The organism is Rhodococcus sp. ACT016, from assembly GCF_050477185.1.
GTDB lineage: Bacteria > Actinomycetota > Actinomycetes > Mycobacteriales > Mycobacteriaceae > Prescottella.
Genome location: NZ_JBEAET010000001.1, coordinates 311405 through 325477, shown reverse-complemented (window position 1 = coordinate 325477; position 14073 = coordinate 311405). Strand labels below are relative to the sequence as shown.

The window sequence follows — 14073 nt, the reverse complement described above, 5'->3', positions numbered from 1 at the left end:
GACCCGACTGACACGGCAACAGCAACTCTGGAGGGAAATCCAGTGAGTTCAGCTGATTCACCACGGCCACCACAGCGCGGCCAAGCATCTGCCCATGCGGCAGCCCACAGTGAGTCCATGGTCCGCACGCTCACCTGGCGTGACGGAATGGTCTTCGCACTGAACATGCCGATCGGCCTGTTCCTCACGCTCGGCTACACCGTCGGCGCGATCGGCGGATGGACTGCCATCGCGATCTGGGGAGTCGCCTGCACCCTGGCGTTCCTCCAGAGTCACCTCTTCGCGGAGATGGCCGCGATGTTCCCCAACAAATCGGGGGGCATCTCCGTCTACGCCTACGAGGGCTGGAAGCGCCACTTCGCCCCGCTCGGCGCGATTGCCGCGTTCGGGTACTGGATGGGCTGGTCCCTGTCCCTCTCCGTCGAGGGCGTCGTGCTCGGCACACTCGTCGAACAGGCCTTCTTCCCCGACAATCACATCGCCGTCCGGCTACCGATCGGCCACGAACTCGGCCTTCCCTACCTGATCGCGATCGGCTCGATCGTGACGGCCTGGGCGCTCAACTACTTCGGCGTCAAGATCGCAGCCGGCGTCGCTCGGGTCACCGGCGCGCTGCTCGTCATCGGACTGCTCGTTCTGGTCGTCGGCCCGTTCGTGTCCTCCGGCGTCGACTTCGACATGAGTCGAATCACCTGGACCGGCACCAGTTCGCCGCTCGACTGGAAGATCATCGTCGTCTGGTTCTACATCACGGCATGGACGACGTACGGCACCGAGGTCTGCGCGAGTTTCGCTGCCGAGTACAAGGATCCCGTCAAGGACACCTCACGGGCGCTGCGCGCGTCGGCGGCGATGATCCTGGGCATCTACTTCGTGGTCCCCTACGTGGTCGTGGGCGCACTCGGCGAAGAGACCATCGGCGCCAACCCGGTGAACTACATCGGTCTGGCGTTCGACAAGATCCTGGGTAGCTACTCATGGCTCGGACAGCTGCCGGTCATGGCCGCGTTCATCATCGCGATGATGACGGCAACCGCCGACGGCGGACGTTCGCTGTACGGGATCTCGCGGTCCGGCGGGACGATCAGACAGCTCGGCGTCCTCAACAGGTACGGCGTGCCCGGTCGCGCTCTCACCACCGACATGCTGATCAACGTCTTCGTGCTGATCGTGCTCGGCGAGCCGATCGCGATCCTGCTGGCGAGCAACCTCGGCTATCTCACCGCGGTGACGCTCGCGGTAGGTGCCTTCGTGCTGCTGCGCAGGGACCGTCCCGACATCCCCAGGCCGATCCGGCTGGCGCGGCCGTGGATCGCGATCGCATGCACCCTCTTCGCGATCAACACGTTCGCAATCGGTGTCGGCATCCTCAACCCCGGCCTCACCGGCTACGGCGGACTCAGCGAAACCGTCACCGGCATAGGCATTCTCATGTTCGCCTGCGTGCTCTGGTACTACCGCCAGCGCGTGCAGGACAGGACGACCATCGAGTGGCGCGTCCGCGACGACGACCACCCAGACCCCACCGATCCGCTTCCGGATCCCTCCCACGGCGCAACCGGCGACGCGACAGTCACCACCGAATGCACCGAACTACCCACCGAGACCAGGAGCTGACATGAAGGCAGTCCGCGTACACGAATACGACCAGCAGCCGACGCTCGACGAGGTGCCCACCCCCACCCTGCAGGGCCCGCACGACGTGATCGTCCGGGTCGAGGGCGCCGGCGTGTGCCGAACCGATCTGCACATCATCGAGGGCCAGTGGCAGGACAAGAGTGGGGTCCGGTTGCCGTACACGATCGGCCACGAGAATGCCGGTACGGTCACCGAGATCGGATCCGCGGTCACGAACGTCGTGGTCGGTGACAAGGTCATCCTCCATCCGCTGGCCACCTGCGGTCTGTGCCACGCCTGCCGCAGCGGCGACGACGTGCACTGCACGGCCTCCGACTTCCCCGGAATCGACACCGAGGGCGGCATGGCGGAGTACCTGCGGACGTCCGCCCGGAGTGTGGTCAAGCTCGACCCGTCGCTCGCTCCCGCCGACGTCGCGGCACTGGCCGATGCCGGGCTGACCGCGTACCACGCCGCCCGCAAGGCCGCCGAAATCCTCCGGCCCGGCCAGACCGTCGCCGTCATCGGCGCCGGCGGGCTCGGTCACATCGGGATCCAGGTGCTGAAGGCCCTGACCGCGGCCCGGATCGTCGTCGTCGACCAGTCGGCCGCGGCGCTGCAGCTGGCCGCGGACATCGGGGCCGATGTCACCGTGGTCGCGGACGGCACCGAGGCCGAGCGCGTCCTCGAACTGACGGACGGCGCAGGCGCCGAGGCGGTACTGGACTTCGTCGGCGAAGGCACCGCCATCGCCGCCGGGGTGGCGATGCTGCGCCGGGCCGGCTCGTACTACGTGATCGGCTACGGCGGCAATCTCGACATCCCGACGATCGACGTGATCAGTACCGAGATCAACTTCATCGGCAACCTGGTCGGCACCTACAACGACCTGGTGGAGCTCATGGCCCTCGCCGCCGACGGCCGCGTGCACCTGCACACCGTGAAGTATCCGTTCTCGGACTTCCGGAAGGCGCTCGACGACCTGCACCACGGCCGGGTGCGGGGACGTGCGGTCCTGGTTCCCGACGAGGACTTCACGCCGACCGCGTGAGGATTGCGGAACGTGTCGACGCGAGTCGCCGACCATGATGATTGCGTAACACATAGACTGATCCGGTGCGCAAGATGACGATCACGGGGAGTGCGGAGTCGATGAACGGATCCGAGATCTCGGTCGAGGGCCTCGACGACATCGACCGTGGCATCCTGCGTCTGCTGCAGGGCGACGGCCGCATGCCGTATCGCCAGATCGCGCGCGAACTCGGCGTCTCGGAAGGCACCGTGCGGATCAGGACGGGCCGGATGCAGGAATCCGGGGTACTCAACATCGTCGCCATCGCTGACCCGTTCCGACTCGGTTACCGCGTCCTCGCGTTCCTGCTCGTGCGCGTCGAACCGGGCCACCACGATCACGTGGTCGCCGAGTTGACCGCCTGGGAAGAAGCCACCTACGTGTCCACGTGCATCGGGCATGCGGATGTGTATGTGCAGCTGGTGTGTCGGGACAACGATCACTTGAACGATCTACTGCACCAGCGGATTCCGGAGATCGGCGGCGTGCGCGAGTTCGAGACCTTCATGGAGCTGAAGATGCACAAGGTCTCGTACGAGTACTCGCCGGCCTGACGATCGGCCGTTCCTCTCCCCTCATGACCCGCGAGTAGGTCGGGGTCCCTTTCCGGACCTCGGCTCCGTTCGCCATACCTCCACACCGGTCCGCACCGCCGTGCGCGCGCACCGGTCCCACACCCGAACCATCAGAACGAGGTAACCCCGATGATCTTCATCGTCGTCAAGTTCAAGGTCCTCCCCGAGCATCAGGACAACTGGCTCGCGATCACGAAGGAGTTCACCGACGCCACCCGCGCCGAGCCAGGCAACCTCTGGTACGAGTGGTCGCGCAGCGTCGCCGACCCGTCCGAGTACGTGCTCGTGGAGGCCTTCCGCGACGCCGAGGCCGGCGCGGAGCACGTCGCCGCGGACCACTTCCGCCGTGGCCTCGATTCCATGCGTCCGGCGCTGAGCGAGACCCCCCGAATCATCAACACCGAGGTTCCCGGAACCGAATGGTCGCGCATGGGCGAGCTGGAAATCGCGCAGTGACCACCGCAGCACGAGAATTGGAGCAGGACATGACAGGTCGGGTTGCCGGCAAGGTTGCATTCATCACGGGAGCGGCCCGGGGGCAGGGCCGCAGTCACGCGGTCCGGCTCGCGCAGGAGGGCGCCGACATCATCGCCGTCGACGTCTGCGGCGACGTAGGACGGACGGCGGACTTCTACGCACCCGCCACAGCCGAGGATCTCGCCGAGACCGTGCGGCTCGTCGAAGCGGAGGGCCGTCGCATAGTCGCCTACAAGGCGGACGTTCGGGACTACGACGCGCTCGAGGCCGGACTCGCCGCGGCGGTGGCGGAGCTGGGGCGCCTCGACATCGTCGCCGCGAACGCCGGCATCTTCCAGTTCGGCGACGACGTCCAGGACATCCCCGTCGGCGACTGGGCGGACGTCATCGACGTCAATATCACCGGCGTGTTCAACACGTGCAAAGCCGCTGTGCCGCACCTGATCCAGGGCGGGCGTGGCGGCACGGTCGTGATCACCTCGTCGGACGCCGGTACCAAGGGCTTCGCACGCTTCGGGCACTACGTGACCTCGAAGCACGGCGTCATCGGTCTCATGAAGTCGCTGACGATGGAGCTTGCGCCGCACTCGATCCGGGTCAATGTCGTCTCCCCCACCAACTGCAACACCGACATGATCCAGAACGACGCGGTGTGGCGTCTGTTCCGCCCGGACCGCGAGAATCCGACGGCCGAGGAGTTCGCGGAGGCATCGTCGACCCTGCTGGCACTGCCCGCGCCGTGGGTCGAACCGCTGGACGTGTCGAACGCCGTGCTGTTCCTCGCATCCGACGAGGCACGCTTCATCACCGGTGTGAACCTGCCGGTGGACGGCGGATCCGCAGCAATCTGACGCTCGGGTGGGGGCGCATCGCCGGGCAACCTCGGTGCGCCCCATCCCGATCGCGGATCAGTCTTGCGGACCGATTCCCTTCCAGGAAGGCCTCATTCCGGCGCGTGAACACACCCCCGTCTCCCGCCCCGTCGCGCACGCCCGACTTCTCGTGGCAGGCCTCGGCGCGGTGCCGCGCAACCACGACCAACATGTTCTTCCCGCGACACACTCGCAGTTGGGGCGAGCGGGTCCGACTGGAGCAGGCCGCGAAGAACGTCTGCGCGGGATGCGCCGTGCTGCTCGAGTGCCGTTCGTACGCACTCGAATTCGAGGAACGTTTCGGCGTGTGGGGCGGTCTCACCGAAGCCGAGCGCCGCAAGCGCCTCACCCCTGGCCGTCCGTCCGCGACGACGCACCGGTCATCGGCCTCCGATCCGTAAGGAAAGACCATGCACTCCTACGACGACCAGATCATCGTGTTCGCACAGCGGTGGCAGCCCTACGGCGGGCCCGCACGGGAGGACGTCTTCGTGACCTTCGGAATCTCGCTCCAGGAGTTCGACGAGCGCCTGCGCAAGGTCTGCCTGCGCCGATTCGGACGCGCATCGATTCCGCGCTCGATGACCGGCAGCCACGGATAGGGCCGAACACCTCGTGGACCGACTACTCCTCGAACTGAGCACGGCCGTCGGAGACGCCGCGGTCACGGATGTCGACCGGATGATGGCGTACCGGCGCGACCAATGCCTTCTCGCCGCCGACGGCGAACCTCTCGCGGTCGTGCGTGCCCGCACCGTCGACGACGTCGTCGTGACCCTGACGATCGCGAACCGGAACGGCGTCCCGGTCGTCACCCGAGGCGCGGGGACCGGGCTCGCCGGTGGCGCCAATGCCCTCGACGGGTGCATCGTGCTGAGCCTCGAGCGCATGAACACCGTTCTGGATATCGATCCGGAATCACGCACGGCCACGGTCGAACCCGGCGTGATCAACGGCGACCTCGCGGCCGCGGTCGCCAGGCACGGTCTGTGGTACGTGCCCGATCCCGGCAGTCGGGCGATCTCGTCGATCGGCGGCAACCTGGCCACCAACGCCGGCGGAACATGCTGCGCCAAGTACGGAGTCACCGCCGACCACGTATCCCGCATCAAGGCCGTGCTCGCGGACGGCCGGATCATCCATACCGGATCCGACACACGCAAGAACGTGGCCGGGCTCAACCTGACCCAGCTACTCGTGGGGTCCGAAGGCACGCTGGCCGTCATCGTGGAGGCGACCGTGCGCCTGCGCAGCCTGCCCTCCTCGGCGTCCACCGTGGTAGCGATGTTCCCCGACGCCGCCGCGGCCATCGACGCCGTGCTGGACATCCGGCAGGTCGCCGATCCCTGCCTGCTCGAATTCATGGACCGCACAACCGTGTCCGCCGTCGAGCACATGACGAGGATGGGTCTCGACGTCGGTGCGGGCGCGCTCCTGCTCGTCCAGTGCGACGGACGCGACGCCGGCGGCGAGGCGGCACAGTGCGCGGACGTCTGCCGCCGGGCGGGTGCCACCGAGATCTACGAGACGACCGACCCTCGGGAGGGCGACGAGTTCATGCAGGCGCGCCGCCTCGCCTTGACCGCACTGGAGCGGCAGGGCAGCACACTCCTCGACGACCTCGCCGTCCCCGTGCCGTTGCTGCCCCGGATGCTCTCCGAGATCGATCGGGTCGGCTCGATGCACGGCGTCCTCATCGGAACCTTCGGCCACGCCGCCGACGGAAACCTCCATCCCACCGTCATCTTCGACGCCGCGGATCCGGCCGCCGTCGCACGGGCCCGGGCGGCGTTCGACGATCTGGTGGCCGCGTGTCTGTCGCTCGGCGGAACCATCTCGGGGGAACACGGAATCGGCTCCCTCAAGGTGGGCCACCTCGAGGACATGGTCGGCGCCACCCAGCGCGAACTGATGGCGGGCATCAAGGCGGTGTTCGATCCGCGAGGAATCCTCAATCCGGGCCGCGGGTACTGACCCGCCCGCGGTCAGTCCGGCCGCGGCCCGAAGGTGTCGAGCATGACGATGGGCCGGTCGTCGCCCCGCGACTTCGCGTCGATCTCGAGAAGTCCCGCGAACGCCTTCGCGGTGTAGACGGGGTCGAGCGGGACGTCGTACTCAGTGCCGACGCGCTGCGCGGCCCGGCCCTCCGCGGTGGCGTACCCGTATCCGGGGCCGAGGTATTCGCGGGTCACGGTGAGCTCGGCCGCGTCGAGGTCGACGTCGTCGAACTTCGCTCCCCGTCGACGCAGCAACGACTCGGCGCGACGGGCCAGGTCGCGGATCTCGCGCGGACCGAGGGGCAGGGTGTCGTTGACGACGACCGCGACGACACCCGTGCGCAGCCCCGCCAGTCGCAGCCCCAGCAGCAGGCCGGCGACGGTTCCGCCGGACCCGAGCGCGGCGACGACGTGCGCGGGTTCGGGGATCTCACCGGACTCCACCTGTGCGCCCAACTCGAGGCCCACCTCGACGTAGCCCAGCGCCCCGAGCGGGGAGGAACCGCCCGGAGGCAGGTAGTACGGCAGCCGACCACCACGGACGTTACGGAGCATGAGAAACGGTGCCGCCGCGAAGGTGCGGAGCTTGTTCCGGGTGAAGTGCAGCGCGGCACCCGACCGCTCCAGCCGGCCGAGCTGGGCACGGACGTGGTCGTCGACGGGCTGATCGATCAGGGCGACGGCGGTGTCGATACCGAACTGCTTGGCGTACAACGCCGTGGCCAGCCCCCAGTTGGTGCCGAGGCCGCCGACGGTGATGATCCGCTTGGACTTGCGGGCGATCACGTCCGGGATGATCCACTCGAGCTTGCGTACCTTGTTGCCGCCCCAGCCGCCGGAGCCGTACACGCTGTCGTCCTTGAGCCAGATCCGGTTTCGGGTTCCGAGACCCTCGAGCTTGCGGACCGGGGTGGGCGATTCCCCGAGGCGGACGAACGGAAGCGAGTCGGCGAGCTCCGGGAAGCGTCGATACAGATGGGGTGGCGTCGTCGTCACGTCACGCATCGTGTGCACCGAGCCGTCCGCGGATCGAGCCCGCCAGGTAGTCGAGGTCGGGTCGTAGTGCTGTGGTGGGTCGGCCGCGCAGACCGAATCCGTCACCGACCGTGCGGGGCACCACGTGGAGATGCACGTGGAACACCTCCTGACCGGCGGCCACGCCGTCGGCCAGGAAGAAGTTGATCCCGTCCGCGGCCACCGTGCTCGCCCGCACCGCACCGGCCATCTGCTGGCCCACCTGGAAGAGCCGGCCGCCGTCGGCGGGATCGAGCTCGGACAGGTCCGCGGCGTGCGTCTTGGGCACCACCAGCAGGTGACCGGGCGTGAAGGGCCGGATGTCCATGAACGCAATCGTGTGCTCGTCGTCGTACACGATGCTCGCCTCGGCCTCACCCGCGATGATGGCGCAGAACACGCAGTGACTCATGATTGACGATGTTATGCGGCAAACGCCGGCGCGACGTAGCTTCGTACCATGTTTCGTTCCACCTCCGTGTCGGAGGCGGGCCACGCCAGCAGTGCCAGCACCACTCGGACGATCCACTGCCCCGCCGCTTCGCCGGCATCGATCCCGGCAAGCGCCGTTGCGACCCTGGTGAGATCAGGCGAGGCTGCGAGGTATTCGTCGGCGGCGCCGGTGCGGGTGTGCACGAACCAGTGGGACAGCGTCGGGTCGGCGCGGACCGCGGCGACCGCCGTGAGGATGGCCTCGACGACCCGGTCGGCACCGTCGAGCCCGTCGACGGCCCGCCGAACACGGTCGGCCACGCCCGCTGCGGCCGCCGAGACGACCGCCGACACCAACGCCGGCTTGCCGCCGACGTAGCGGTACAGCGTCGCCCGCGAACACCCCGCGCGCTCCGCGACGTCGGCCGCGCTCACCCGGTCGAACCCGCGCTCCACGAACAGCTCCGTCGCGGCGGCCGTGATCCGCTCGACCGCGAGCGCGCGACGGCTCCCGCCCGCCAGCCAGTCGTCCGGCACTCCGCTCATCCGCCCTCCGATCACTTCCACGTCTCTGTCTCACTCTGAGACAGAGATACCGATCCGTCTACACCGCCGATCTGGAAACCTCGGCGCTCACCTGCACGGACACGGCCGCCGCCCGGGGCGCCGAGACACGCGAAATTACCTGGTGAAACCGCATTTCTCACCTCGTCCCGAACCCTTGACACGCATCGCCGACGACAGGAACGGTTGAGGGCACTGCAACACGTTTCACCACAGCGAAGGGATGGCCCGTGACCGCGTCGCCACTGGACGGCATCGACATCTTCGATCCCGCGCATCTCGACGACCCGTACCCGCTCTACGCGGCACTGCGCGAGCACGCTCCCGTGTACCGGGTGCCGGGCACCGACTTCCACCTGGTGTCGTCGTGGGCACTGGTGACGGAGGCGCTGGCGAGGCCGGAAGACTTCTCGTCGAACCTGACCGGTGTCATGGTGCAGCAACCCGACGGACCGCCCGTCACCTTCGACATGGACGGCGGCGGCCGGGCCGTCCACGTCCTCGCCACCGCCGACGACCCGGCACACGCGCTGCACCGCAAGCTCGTGCTGGCCGCACTCACCAAGCGCATCCGCACGCTCGGCCCCACCGTCCGTACGCTCGTCGACGACCTGTGGAATGCCGGACTGCGCCCGGACGGATCGTTCGAGTGGGCCGGCGACATGGCCGACAGGCTGCCGCTCGCACTCGTCGCGAGTCTGGTCGGCCTGCAGCAGGACGACGTCCCACAACTGTTGTCGTGGGCGTACGACAGCACGGAACTGCTCGGCGGCATCGTGACCGGGGACCGGCTCGGCGAACTCGTGGCGTCGGCGGCCGAGTTGGCCGGCCACCTCCACACCGAATTCGCCGCGGCCAAGCGGGATCCGCAATCCGACCTGCTGGGCGTGTTGGCCCACGCCTGCAACGAGGGCGCTCTCACCGACGACGTCGCGGTGCTCGTCCTCGTGCAGTTGGTCGGCGCGGGCGGCGAGTCGACGGCCGGCCTCATCGCCAACGCCGCCCGGATCCTCGCCACCCGACCGGAGTTGCAGGACCGGTTGCGCCGCGATCCCGCCCTGGTCGACCCCTTCCTCGACGAGGCGCTCCGGCTCGAGTCCCCGTTCCGCGGGCATCACCGGCACGTCGTCACCGACACCACCCTCGGCGGCGTGCACCTCCCCGCCGGCAGCCACGCCCTGCTGCTGTGGGGAGCGGCCAATCGCGACCCGTCGACCTTCGACCGTCCGGGTGCCGTCGTCCTGGACCGACCGAACCTGAAGGGCCACCTGGCGTTCGGCAAGGGCGTGCATTTCTGTGTGGGATCGGCGCTCGCGCGGATGGAGGCCCAGGCCGCGATCACGACGCTGCTCGAGCGCACGACATCGTTCACGATCTGGGACGGCGGCGCGCGGTGGGTGCCGAGCCTGTTCGTGCGACGACACCAGTCGCTCCCCCTGCGGATCGAGACACGGGCCCGACCGGCGCGCATGAGTGGAGACCTTCAGCGGCCCAGGGTAATTGGAACTCGACGCCCGCCGTCCCGCTGACCGGAAAACCACCTACCCGCCTCCGGGCGTCCACCCTATTGTGACGAGCACCACAATCAGGTCAAGCCCGAGGACAGGAGTTCCGGATGAGCGCACGCGTACCGGTCACCCCGATCGACGCCGCCGAGATAGCCACCTACGACCACGAGACCGATGTCCTCGTCATCGGCTACGGCTGCGCCGGTGCGTCCGCCGCGCTGGAGGCGAACGCCGCGGGCGCCGAGGTGATCCTGCTCGAACGGCAGAGCGGCGGTGGCGGGTCGTCGGCGCTGTCCGGCGGCGAGATGTATCTCGGCGGCGGCACCCCGATCCAGGAGGCGTGCGGGTTCACCGACACCGCCGAGGACATGGAGAAGTTCCTGCTCGCGGCGCTCGGCCCGGACGCCGACCAGGAGAAGGTGGGCCTCTACAGCCGCGAGAGCGTCGCGCACTACCAGTGGCTCGTCGACCATGGGGTGCCGTTCAAGCCGTCGCTGTGGGATTCGCCGACGTGGGTGCCGCCGACCGACGACGGCCTGATGTGGATGGGCGAGAACGCCTATCCGTTCTACGAGATCGCCGAGCCGGCCCCGCGCGGGCACCGGGTCACCTCCGACGGCTTCGGCGGCAAGGTGCTCATGGCGGTGCTCAGCGAGGCCGTCGACAAGACTGACATCGCGATCCACACCGACACCACCGCGCTGCGGCTGATCGTCGAGGACGATCGTGTCGTCGGCGTCGTCGCCCGGAACTTCAACGACACCGTCACGTACCGCGCCCGGCGCGGCGTGATCATCACGACCGGCGGCTTCGCCGACAACAAGGAGATGCTCGCGCAGCACGCGCCGCAGTTGGTCGGCCGGGGCGTCAACAGCGACGGCGGCGACGACGGACGTGGCATCGTGATGGCGCAGGCCGTCGGCGCGGCCGTCAAGCACATGTCCGCGGGCCAGGTCGGCATCTCGCTCGTACCGGGAATGATGGTGCGCGGCATGATCGTCAACAGCGTGGGCCAGCGCTTCATCAACGAGGACGTCTACCCCGGACTGGTCGGGCAGGCGGCACTGTTCAAGCACAACCTGCAGGTGTGGGTGATCCTCGACGAGCAGGCCTACGAGGAGGTTCCGGTCGACGAACGCTGGGGCGTGCAGCCGCATTTCGTCGCCGAGACCCTCGAAGAGCTCGAGCGCGACATCGGGATGCCCGAGGGCGCGCTGCAGAACACCGTCGGCGAGTACAACCGGTTCGCCGAGCACGGTGAGGACCCGTACTTCCGCAAGTCGTCGCGCTGGCTGCGGCCGCTGCAGTCCCCGTTCGCGGCCATCGACGTCCAGCGCGGCATGGCCCCGCCGGAGTACGGCGACGGCGGCACCGGCGGTGGCGGCGCCGAGGTCTTCACCATCGGCGGGCTGCGCACCACCGTCGACGGCCGTGTCCTAGACCTCGACGGGAACGCGATCCCCGGGCTCTTCGCGGCCGGACGCGCGACGTCGGGACTGCACTCGTGGGGCTACATCAGCGGCACCTCGCTCGGCGACGGCACCTTCTTCGGCCGTCGCGCGGGTGTCGCCGCCTCGGGCGAGTAGCGCGGCGTAACGACCGCCGAGCGCGCGCAACTCCTCGTGGGTGCCGCGCTCGGCGACCCGCCCGTGGTCGAGGACCACGATCTGATCGGCGTCCCGGATCGTCGAGAGCCGGTGCGCGATCGTGATCGTGGTCCGTCCGCGGCTGACGACGTCGAGCGCGGTCTGCACGGCCCGCTCGGTCTCGTTGTCGAGGGCGCTGGTGGCCTCGTCGAGCACCAGAATCCTCGGATCGCGCAACAGGGTTCGCGCAATCGCGATGCGCTGCTTCTCGCCGCCCGAGAACCGGTGTCCGCGGGCGCCGACGACGGTGTCGTAGCCGTCGGGCAGCGACTCGATCAGCTCGTGCACCTGCGCGGCGCGGGCCGCGGCCTCGATCTCGGCGTCGGTCGCCTCCGGGCGCGCGTGCCGCAGGTTCTCCCGGATGGTCGCGTGCAGCAGGTACGTCTCCTGCGAGACCACACCGACCAGTTCGGACAACTCCGCGAGACGGATGTCGCGCAGGTCCACGCCGTCGATCGTCAACCGACCCGACGTCGGGTCGTGCAGGCGGGCCACCAGCGACGCGAGAGTGGTCTTGCCGGAACCGGTTTCGCCGACCAGCGCGAGCGACGCCCCGGCCGGCACGTCGATGGCGACGCCGGTCAGCGCGTCACGGTCGGCCCCGTCGTACCGGAACCCGACACGCTCGAATTCCACAGCACCGGAGACCTTCTCGCGCGGCATCGGGACCGGACGCTCGGGGTCGTCGATTTCCACGGGCAGGTCGAGATACTCGAAGATCCGACTGAACAGTGCCAGCGAACTCGTCACGGATACGCCGACGTCCAGCAGGCCCATCAGCGGACGGAACAGCGTGGTCTGCAGGCCGGTGAACGCGACCAGGGTGCCGATCGTCATGCCGCCAGAGGTCGCAGGCAACCCCGCCGCGAGGTACAGCAGCGCCGGGATGGCCGAGAAGATGATGCTCATCGTCGCCATGCGCCACCGACCGGACAGCTGCGACCTGACCTCGAGATCGACCAGGTGCCTGGAGGTTTCGGCGAATCGCTCCGACATCGCAGGGCCGGCACCGAGGGTCTTTCCGAGTTGCACTCCGCTGATCGAGAGCCCTTCCTCGATCTGAGTCTGCATGTCCGCGAGCGCGCGCTGCTGCTGGGACGTGATCGCCCGGCGCATCAGCGCGACCTTGCGGGTGAGCCAGATCGCCGGGGGCAGCACCACGAGCGACAGCAGCGACAGCCGCCAGCTCAGCACCGCCATCGCGATTGCGGTGCCGACCACGGTGGTCAGATTCGAGGCGATGGAAGTGGCCGTGGACGTCACGACCGACTGCATGCCGCCGATGTCGTTGGTGAGCCGAGATTGGATCTCGCCGCCGCGGGTGCGGGTGAAGAACCCGAGTGACTGGCGCTGTAGGTGCGTGAAGACCCGGGTGCGCAGGTTGTGCATAATCCGCTGCCCGACCGTGGTCGAGATCCAGGTCTGGAGCACGCCGAACACCGAACTGGCGACGGTGATCGCGAGCATGCCGACCACCGCCCACACGAGCAGCGTCACGTTCTGCTCGGGGATCGCCCGGTCGATCACCTCGCGCACCAGGAACGGGTTGGCCAGGGAGATCGTCGACGACGCCACGATGAGCGCCACGACCACGGCGATCTGCCAGCGGTACGGCGCGAACAGCGCACCGATCCGGCGCAGGCTCACGGGCGACTCGGCGAGTTGAGCACGGTCGGCGGGATCGACCTTTCGGGTACGCATCGGACCGCCTCCGGGTCCACCGAAATGAGGGCTTGTCATGTATCCACCCCTCTCAGATGTCGGGGCAAGCCTATTACTGAGGCTCCCTCACCATGAGGTAACTGTCAAGTGAGGTAGGCTCCGACACATGACGGAGGTATCGGCCGAGCAGCTGCGCGACCTGGTGATGTCTTCCTCGCGGGCACTGCGCCGACGCTGGTTCACCGCCCTCGAGCCGTGGGAGCTGTCGCCGCACGAGTTCCGCGCGTTGCGCGTCATCCACCGCGAGTGCGACGGCCGCCCCCGGCTCGGCGACGTCGCGAAGGCCCTGCGTATCGCACCCCGCTCGGTGACCGAGGTGGTCGACCGGCTGCAGAAGCGCGGCCTGGTCGAGCGCGTCGCCGACGGCGCCGACCGGCGCGCGGTGTGCGTGCAGCTCACCGACACCGGGCGCGAGCTGATCGCGGAGATGTCCGCCGCACGCGACGCCCAGGCCGCCGACTTCTTCGCCCCGCTCGACGCCCACGACCGCGCCGACCTGCACCGCATCCTCGACAAGCTCGGCGCCGACGGCCGCTGACCGACCCAGAGTTGGGGCGGCCCGCGGGGACGCCCACGC

Annotated in this window: 14 protein-coding genes and 1 pseudogene; 11 read left to right on the top strand and 4 right to left on the bottom strand. The window is 68.6% G+C overall.

Going from position 1 to position 14073, the window contains the following annotated elements; genetic code table 11:
- Positions 1-117 precede the first annotated feature (117 nt).
- The 8 genes from ACQ5DX_RS01525 (at position 118) to ACQ5DX_RS01490 (ending at position 6587) form a co-directional block, all read left to right on the top strand.
- Positions 118-1617 carry an APC family permease gene (locus tag ACQ5DX_RS01525; protein WP_430330936.1) on the top strand — a complete coding sequence of 500 codons (1500 nt, stop codon included), beginning with the start codon at positions 118-120 and terminating at the stop codon, positions 1615-1617.
- A 1-nt stretch (position 1618) separates the two neighbouring features.
- Entirely contained in the window at positions 1619-2668 is a 1050-nt protein-coding gene (locus ACQ5DX_RS01520) for an NAD(P)-dependent alcohol dehydrogenase (protein WP_430330935.1), read from the top strand.
- A gap of 74 nt (positions 2669-2742) precedes the next feature.
- Positions 2743-3243, top strand: coding sequence for an Lrp/AsnC family transcriptional regulator (locus ACQ5DX_RS01515; RefSeq protein WP_430335514.1), 501 nt, complete (start codon positions 2743-2745; stop codon positions 3241-3243).
- A 150-nt stretch (positions 3244-3393) separates the two neighbouring features.
- Positions 3394-3720, top strand: a complete 327-nt coding sequence (locus ACQ5DX_RS01510) for a putative quinol monooxygenase (protein WP_430330934.1) — start codon at positions 3394-3396, stop codon at positions 3718-3720.
- Between the two features lie 29 nt (positions 3721-3749).
- The gene (locus tag ACQ5DX_RS01505) at positions 3750-4592 is read left to right on the top strand and encodes a mycofactocin-coupled SDR family oxidoreductase (RefSeq protein WP_430330933.1); all 843 of its coding nucleotides are present in this window, start codon (positions 3750-3752) and stop codon (positions 4590-4592) included.
- Positions 4593-4696: 104 nt separating this feature from the next.
- A complete protein-coding gene (locus ACQ5DX_RS01500) occupies positions 4697-5014 on the top strand; it encodes a WhiB family transcriptional regulator (protein ID WP_430330932.1) in 318 nt (105 codons plus the stop codon).
- A 9-nt stretch (positions 5015-5023) separates the two neighbouring features.
- Positions 5024-5215 carry a hypothetical protein gene (locus tag ACQ5DX_RS01495; protein ID WP_430330931.1) on the top strand — a complete coding sequence of 64 codons (192 nt, stop codon included), beginning with the start codon at positions 5024-5026 and terminating at the stop codon, positions 5213-5215.
- Positions 5216-5228: 13 nt separating this feature from the next.
- Positions 5229-6587, top strand: coding sequence for an FAD-binding oxidoreductase (locus ACQ5DX_RS01490; RefSeq protein ID WP_430330930.1), 1359 nt, complete (start codon positions 5229-5231; stop codon positions 6585-6587).
- Positions 6588-6598: 11 nt separating this feature from the next.
- On the opposite strand, the gene ACQ5DX_RS01485 is transcribed toward ACQ5DX_RS01490, so the two are convergent.
- The 3 genes from ACQ5DX_RS01485 to ACQ5DX_RS01475 are packed head-to-tail and all read right to left on the bottom strand — an operon-like array spanning position 6599 to position 8602.
- Positions 6599-7615, bottom strand: coding sequence for a 1-aminocyclopropane-1-carboxylate deaminase/D-cysteine desulfhydrase (locus tag ACQ5DX_RS01485; protein ID WP_430330929.1), 1017 nt, complete (start codon positions 7613-7615; stop codon positions 6599-6601).
- Positions 7608-8036, bottom strand: a complete 429-nt coding sequence (locus ACQ5DX_RS01480; RefSeq protein ID WP_430330928.1) for an HIT family protein — start codon at positions 8034-8036, stop codon at positions 7608-7610. Before ACQ5DX_RS01480 ends, ACQ5DX_RS01485 begins: the two co-directional genes overlap by 8 nt.
- 11 nt (positions 8037-8047) lie before the next feature.
- The gene (locus ACQ5DX_RS01475) at positions 8048-8602 is read right to left on the bottom strand and encodes a TetR/AcrR family transcriptional regulator (protein WP_430330927.1); all 555 of its coding nucleotides are present in this window, start codon (positions 8600-8602) and stop codon (positions 8048-8050) included.
- Positions 8603-8850: 248 nt separating this feature from the next.
- On the opposite strand from ACQ5DX_RS01475, the gene ACQ5DX_RS01470 reads away from it, so the two are divergent.
- Both ACQ5DX_RS01470 and ACQ5DX_RS01465 read left to right on the top strand, forming a co-directional pair.
- Positions 8851-10149 carry a cytochrome P450 gene (locus ACQ5DX_RS01470; protein ID WP_430330926.1) on the top strand — a complete coding sequence of 433 codons (1299 nt, stop codon included), beginning with the start codon at positions 8851-8853 and terminating at the stop codon, positions 10147-10149.
- Between the two features lie 86 nt (positions 10150-10235).
- Positions 10236-11645: pseudogene (locus ACQ5DX_RS01465) on the top strand (FAD-dependent oxidoreductase); the annotation flags it as partial.
- On the opposite strand, the gene ACQ5DX_RS01460 reads toward ACQ5DX_RS01465, so the two are convergent.
- Positions 11565-13475 carry an ABC transporter ATP-binding protein gene (locus ACQ5DX_RS01460; RefSeq protein WP_430330925.1) on the bottom strand — a complete coding sequence of 637 codons (1911 nt, stop codon included), beginning with the start codon at positions 13473-13475 and terminating at the stop codon, positions 11565-11567. The pseudogene ACQ5DX_RS01465 and the gene ACQ5DX_RS01460 overlap by 81 nt on opposite strands.
- 127 nt (positions 13476-13602) lie before the next feature.
- Between ACQ5DX_RS01460 and ACQ5DX_RS01455 the strand changes: the two genes are divergently transcribed.
- Entirely contained in the window at positions 13603-14034 is a 432-nt protein-coding gene (locus ACQ5DX_RS01455; protein WP_430330924.1) for a MarR family winged helix-turn-helix transcriptional regulator, read from the top strand.
- Positions 14035-14073: the final 39 nt, after the last annotated feature.

Excerpts from the sequence above, each read along its gene's own strand:
- ACQ5DX_RS01480 (WP_430330928.1), bottom strand. The coding sequence starts at position 8,036 with ATGAGTCACTGCGTGTTCTGCGCCATCATCGCGGGTGAGGCCGAGGCG.
- ACQ5DX_RS01510 (WP_430330934.1), top strand. The coding sequence starts at position 3,394 with ATGATCTTCATCGTCGTCAAGTTCAAGGTCCTCCCCGAGCATCAGGAC.
- ACQ5DX_RS01515 (WP_430335514.1), top strand. The coding sequence starts at position 2,743 with ATGACGATCACGGGGAGTGCGGAGTCGATGAACGGATCCGAGATCTCG.
- ACQ5DX_RS01460 (WP_430330925.1), bottom strand. The coding sequence starts at position 13,475 with ATGCGTACCCGAAAGGTCGATCCCGCCGACCGTGCTCAACTCGCCGAG.
- ACQ5DX_RS01485 (WP_430330929.1), bottom strand. The coding sequence starts at position 7,615 with ATGCGTGACGTGACGACGACGCCACCCCATCTGTATCGACGCTTCCCG.
- ACQ5DX_RS01475 (WP_430330927.1), bottom strand. The coding sequence starts at position 8,602 with ATGAGCGGAGTGCCGGACGACTGGCTGGCGGGCGGGAGCCGTCGCGCG.
- ACQ5DX_RS01495 (WP_430330931.1), top strand. The coding sequence starts at position 5,024 with ATGCACTCCTACGACGACCAGATCATCGTGTTCGCACAGCGGTGGCAG.
- ACQ5DX_RS01505 (WP_430330933.1), top strand. The coding sequence starts at position 3,750 with ATGACAGGTCGGGTTGCCGGCAAGGTTGCATTCATCACGGGAGCGGCC.
- ACQ5DX_RS01525 (WP_430330936.1), top strand. The coding sequence starts at position 118 with ATGGTCCGCACGCTCACCTGGCGTGACGGAATGGTCTTCGCACTGAAC.
- ACQ5DX_RS01520 (WP_430330935.1), top strand. The coding sequence starts at position 1,619 with ATGAAGGCAGTCCGCGTACACGAATACGACCAGCAGCCGACGCTCGAC.
- ACQ5DX_RS01455 (WP_430330924.1), top strand. The coding sequence starts at position 13,603 with ATGACGGAGGTATCGGCCGAGCAGCTGCGCGACCTGGTGATGTCTTCC.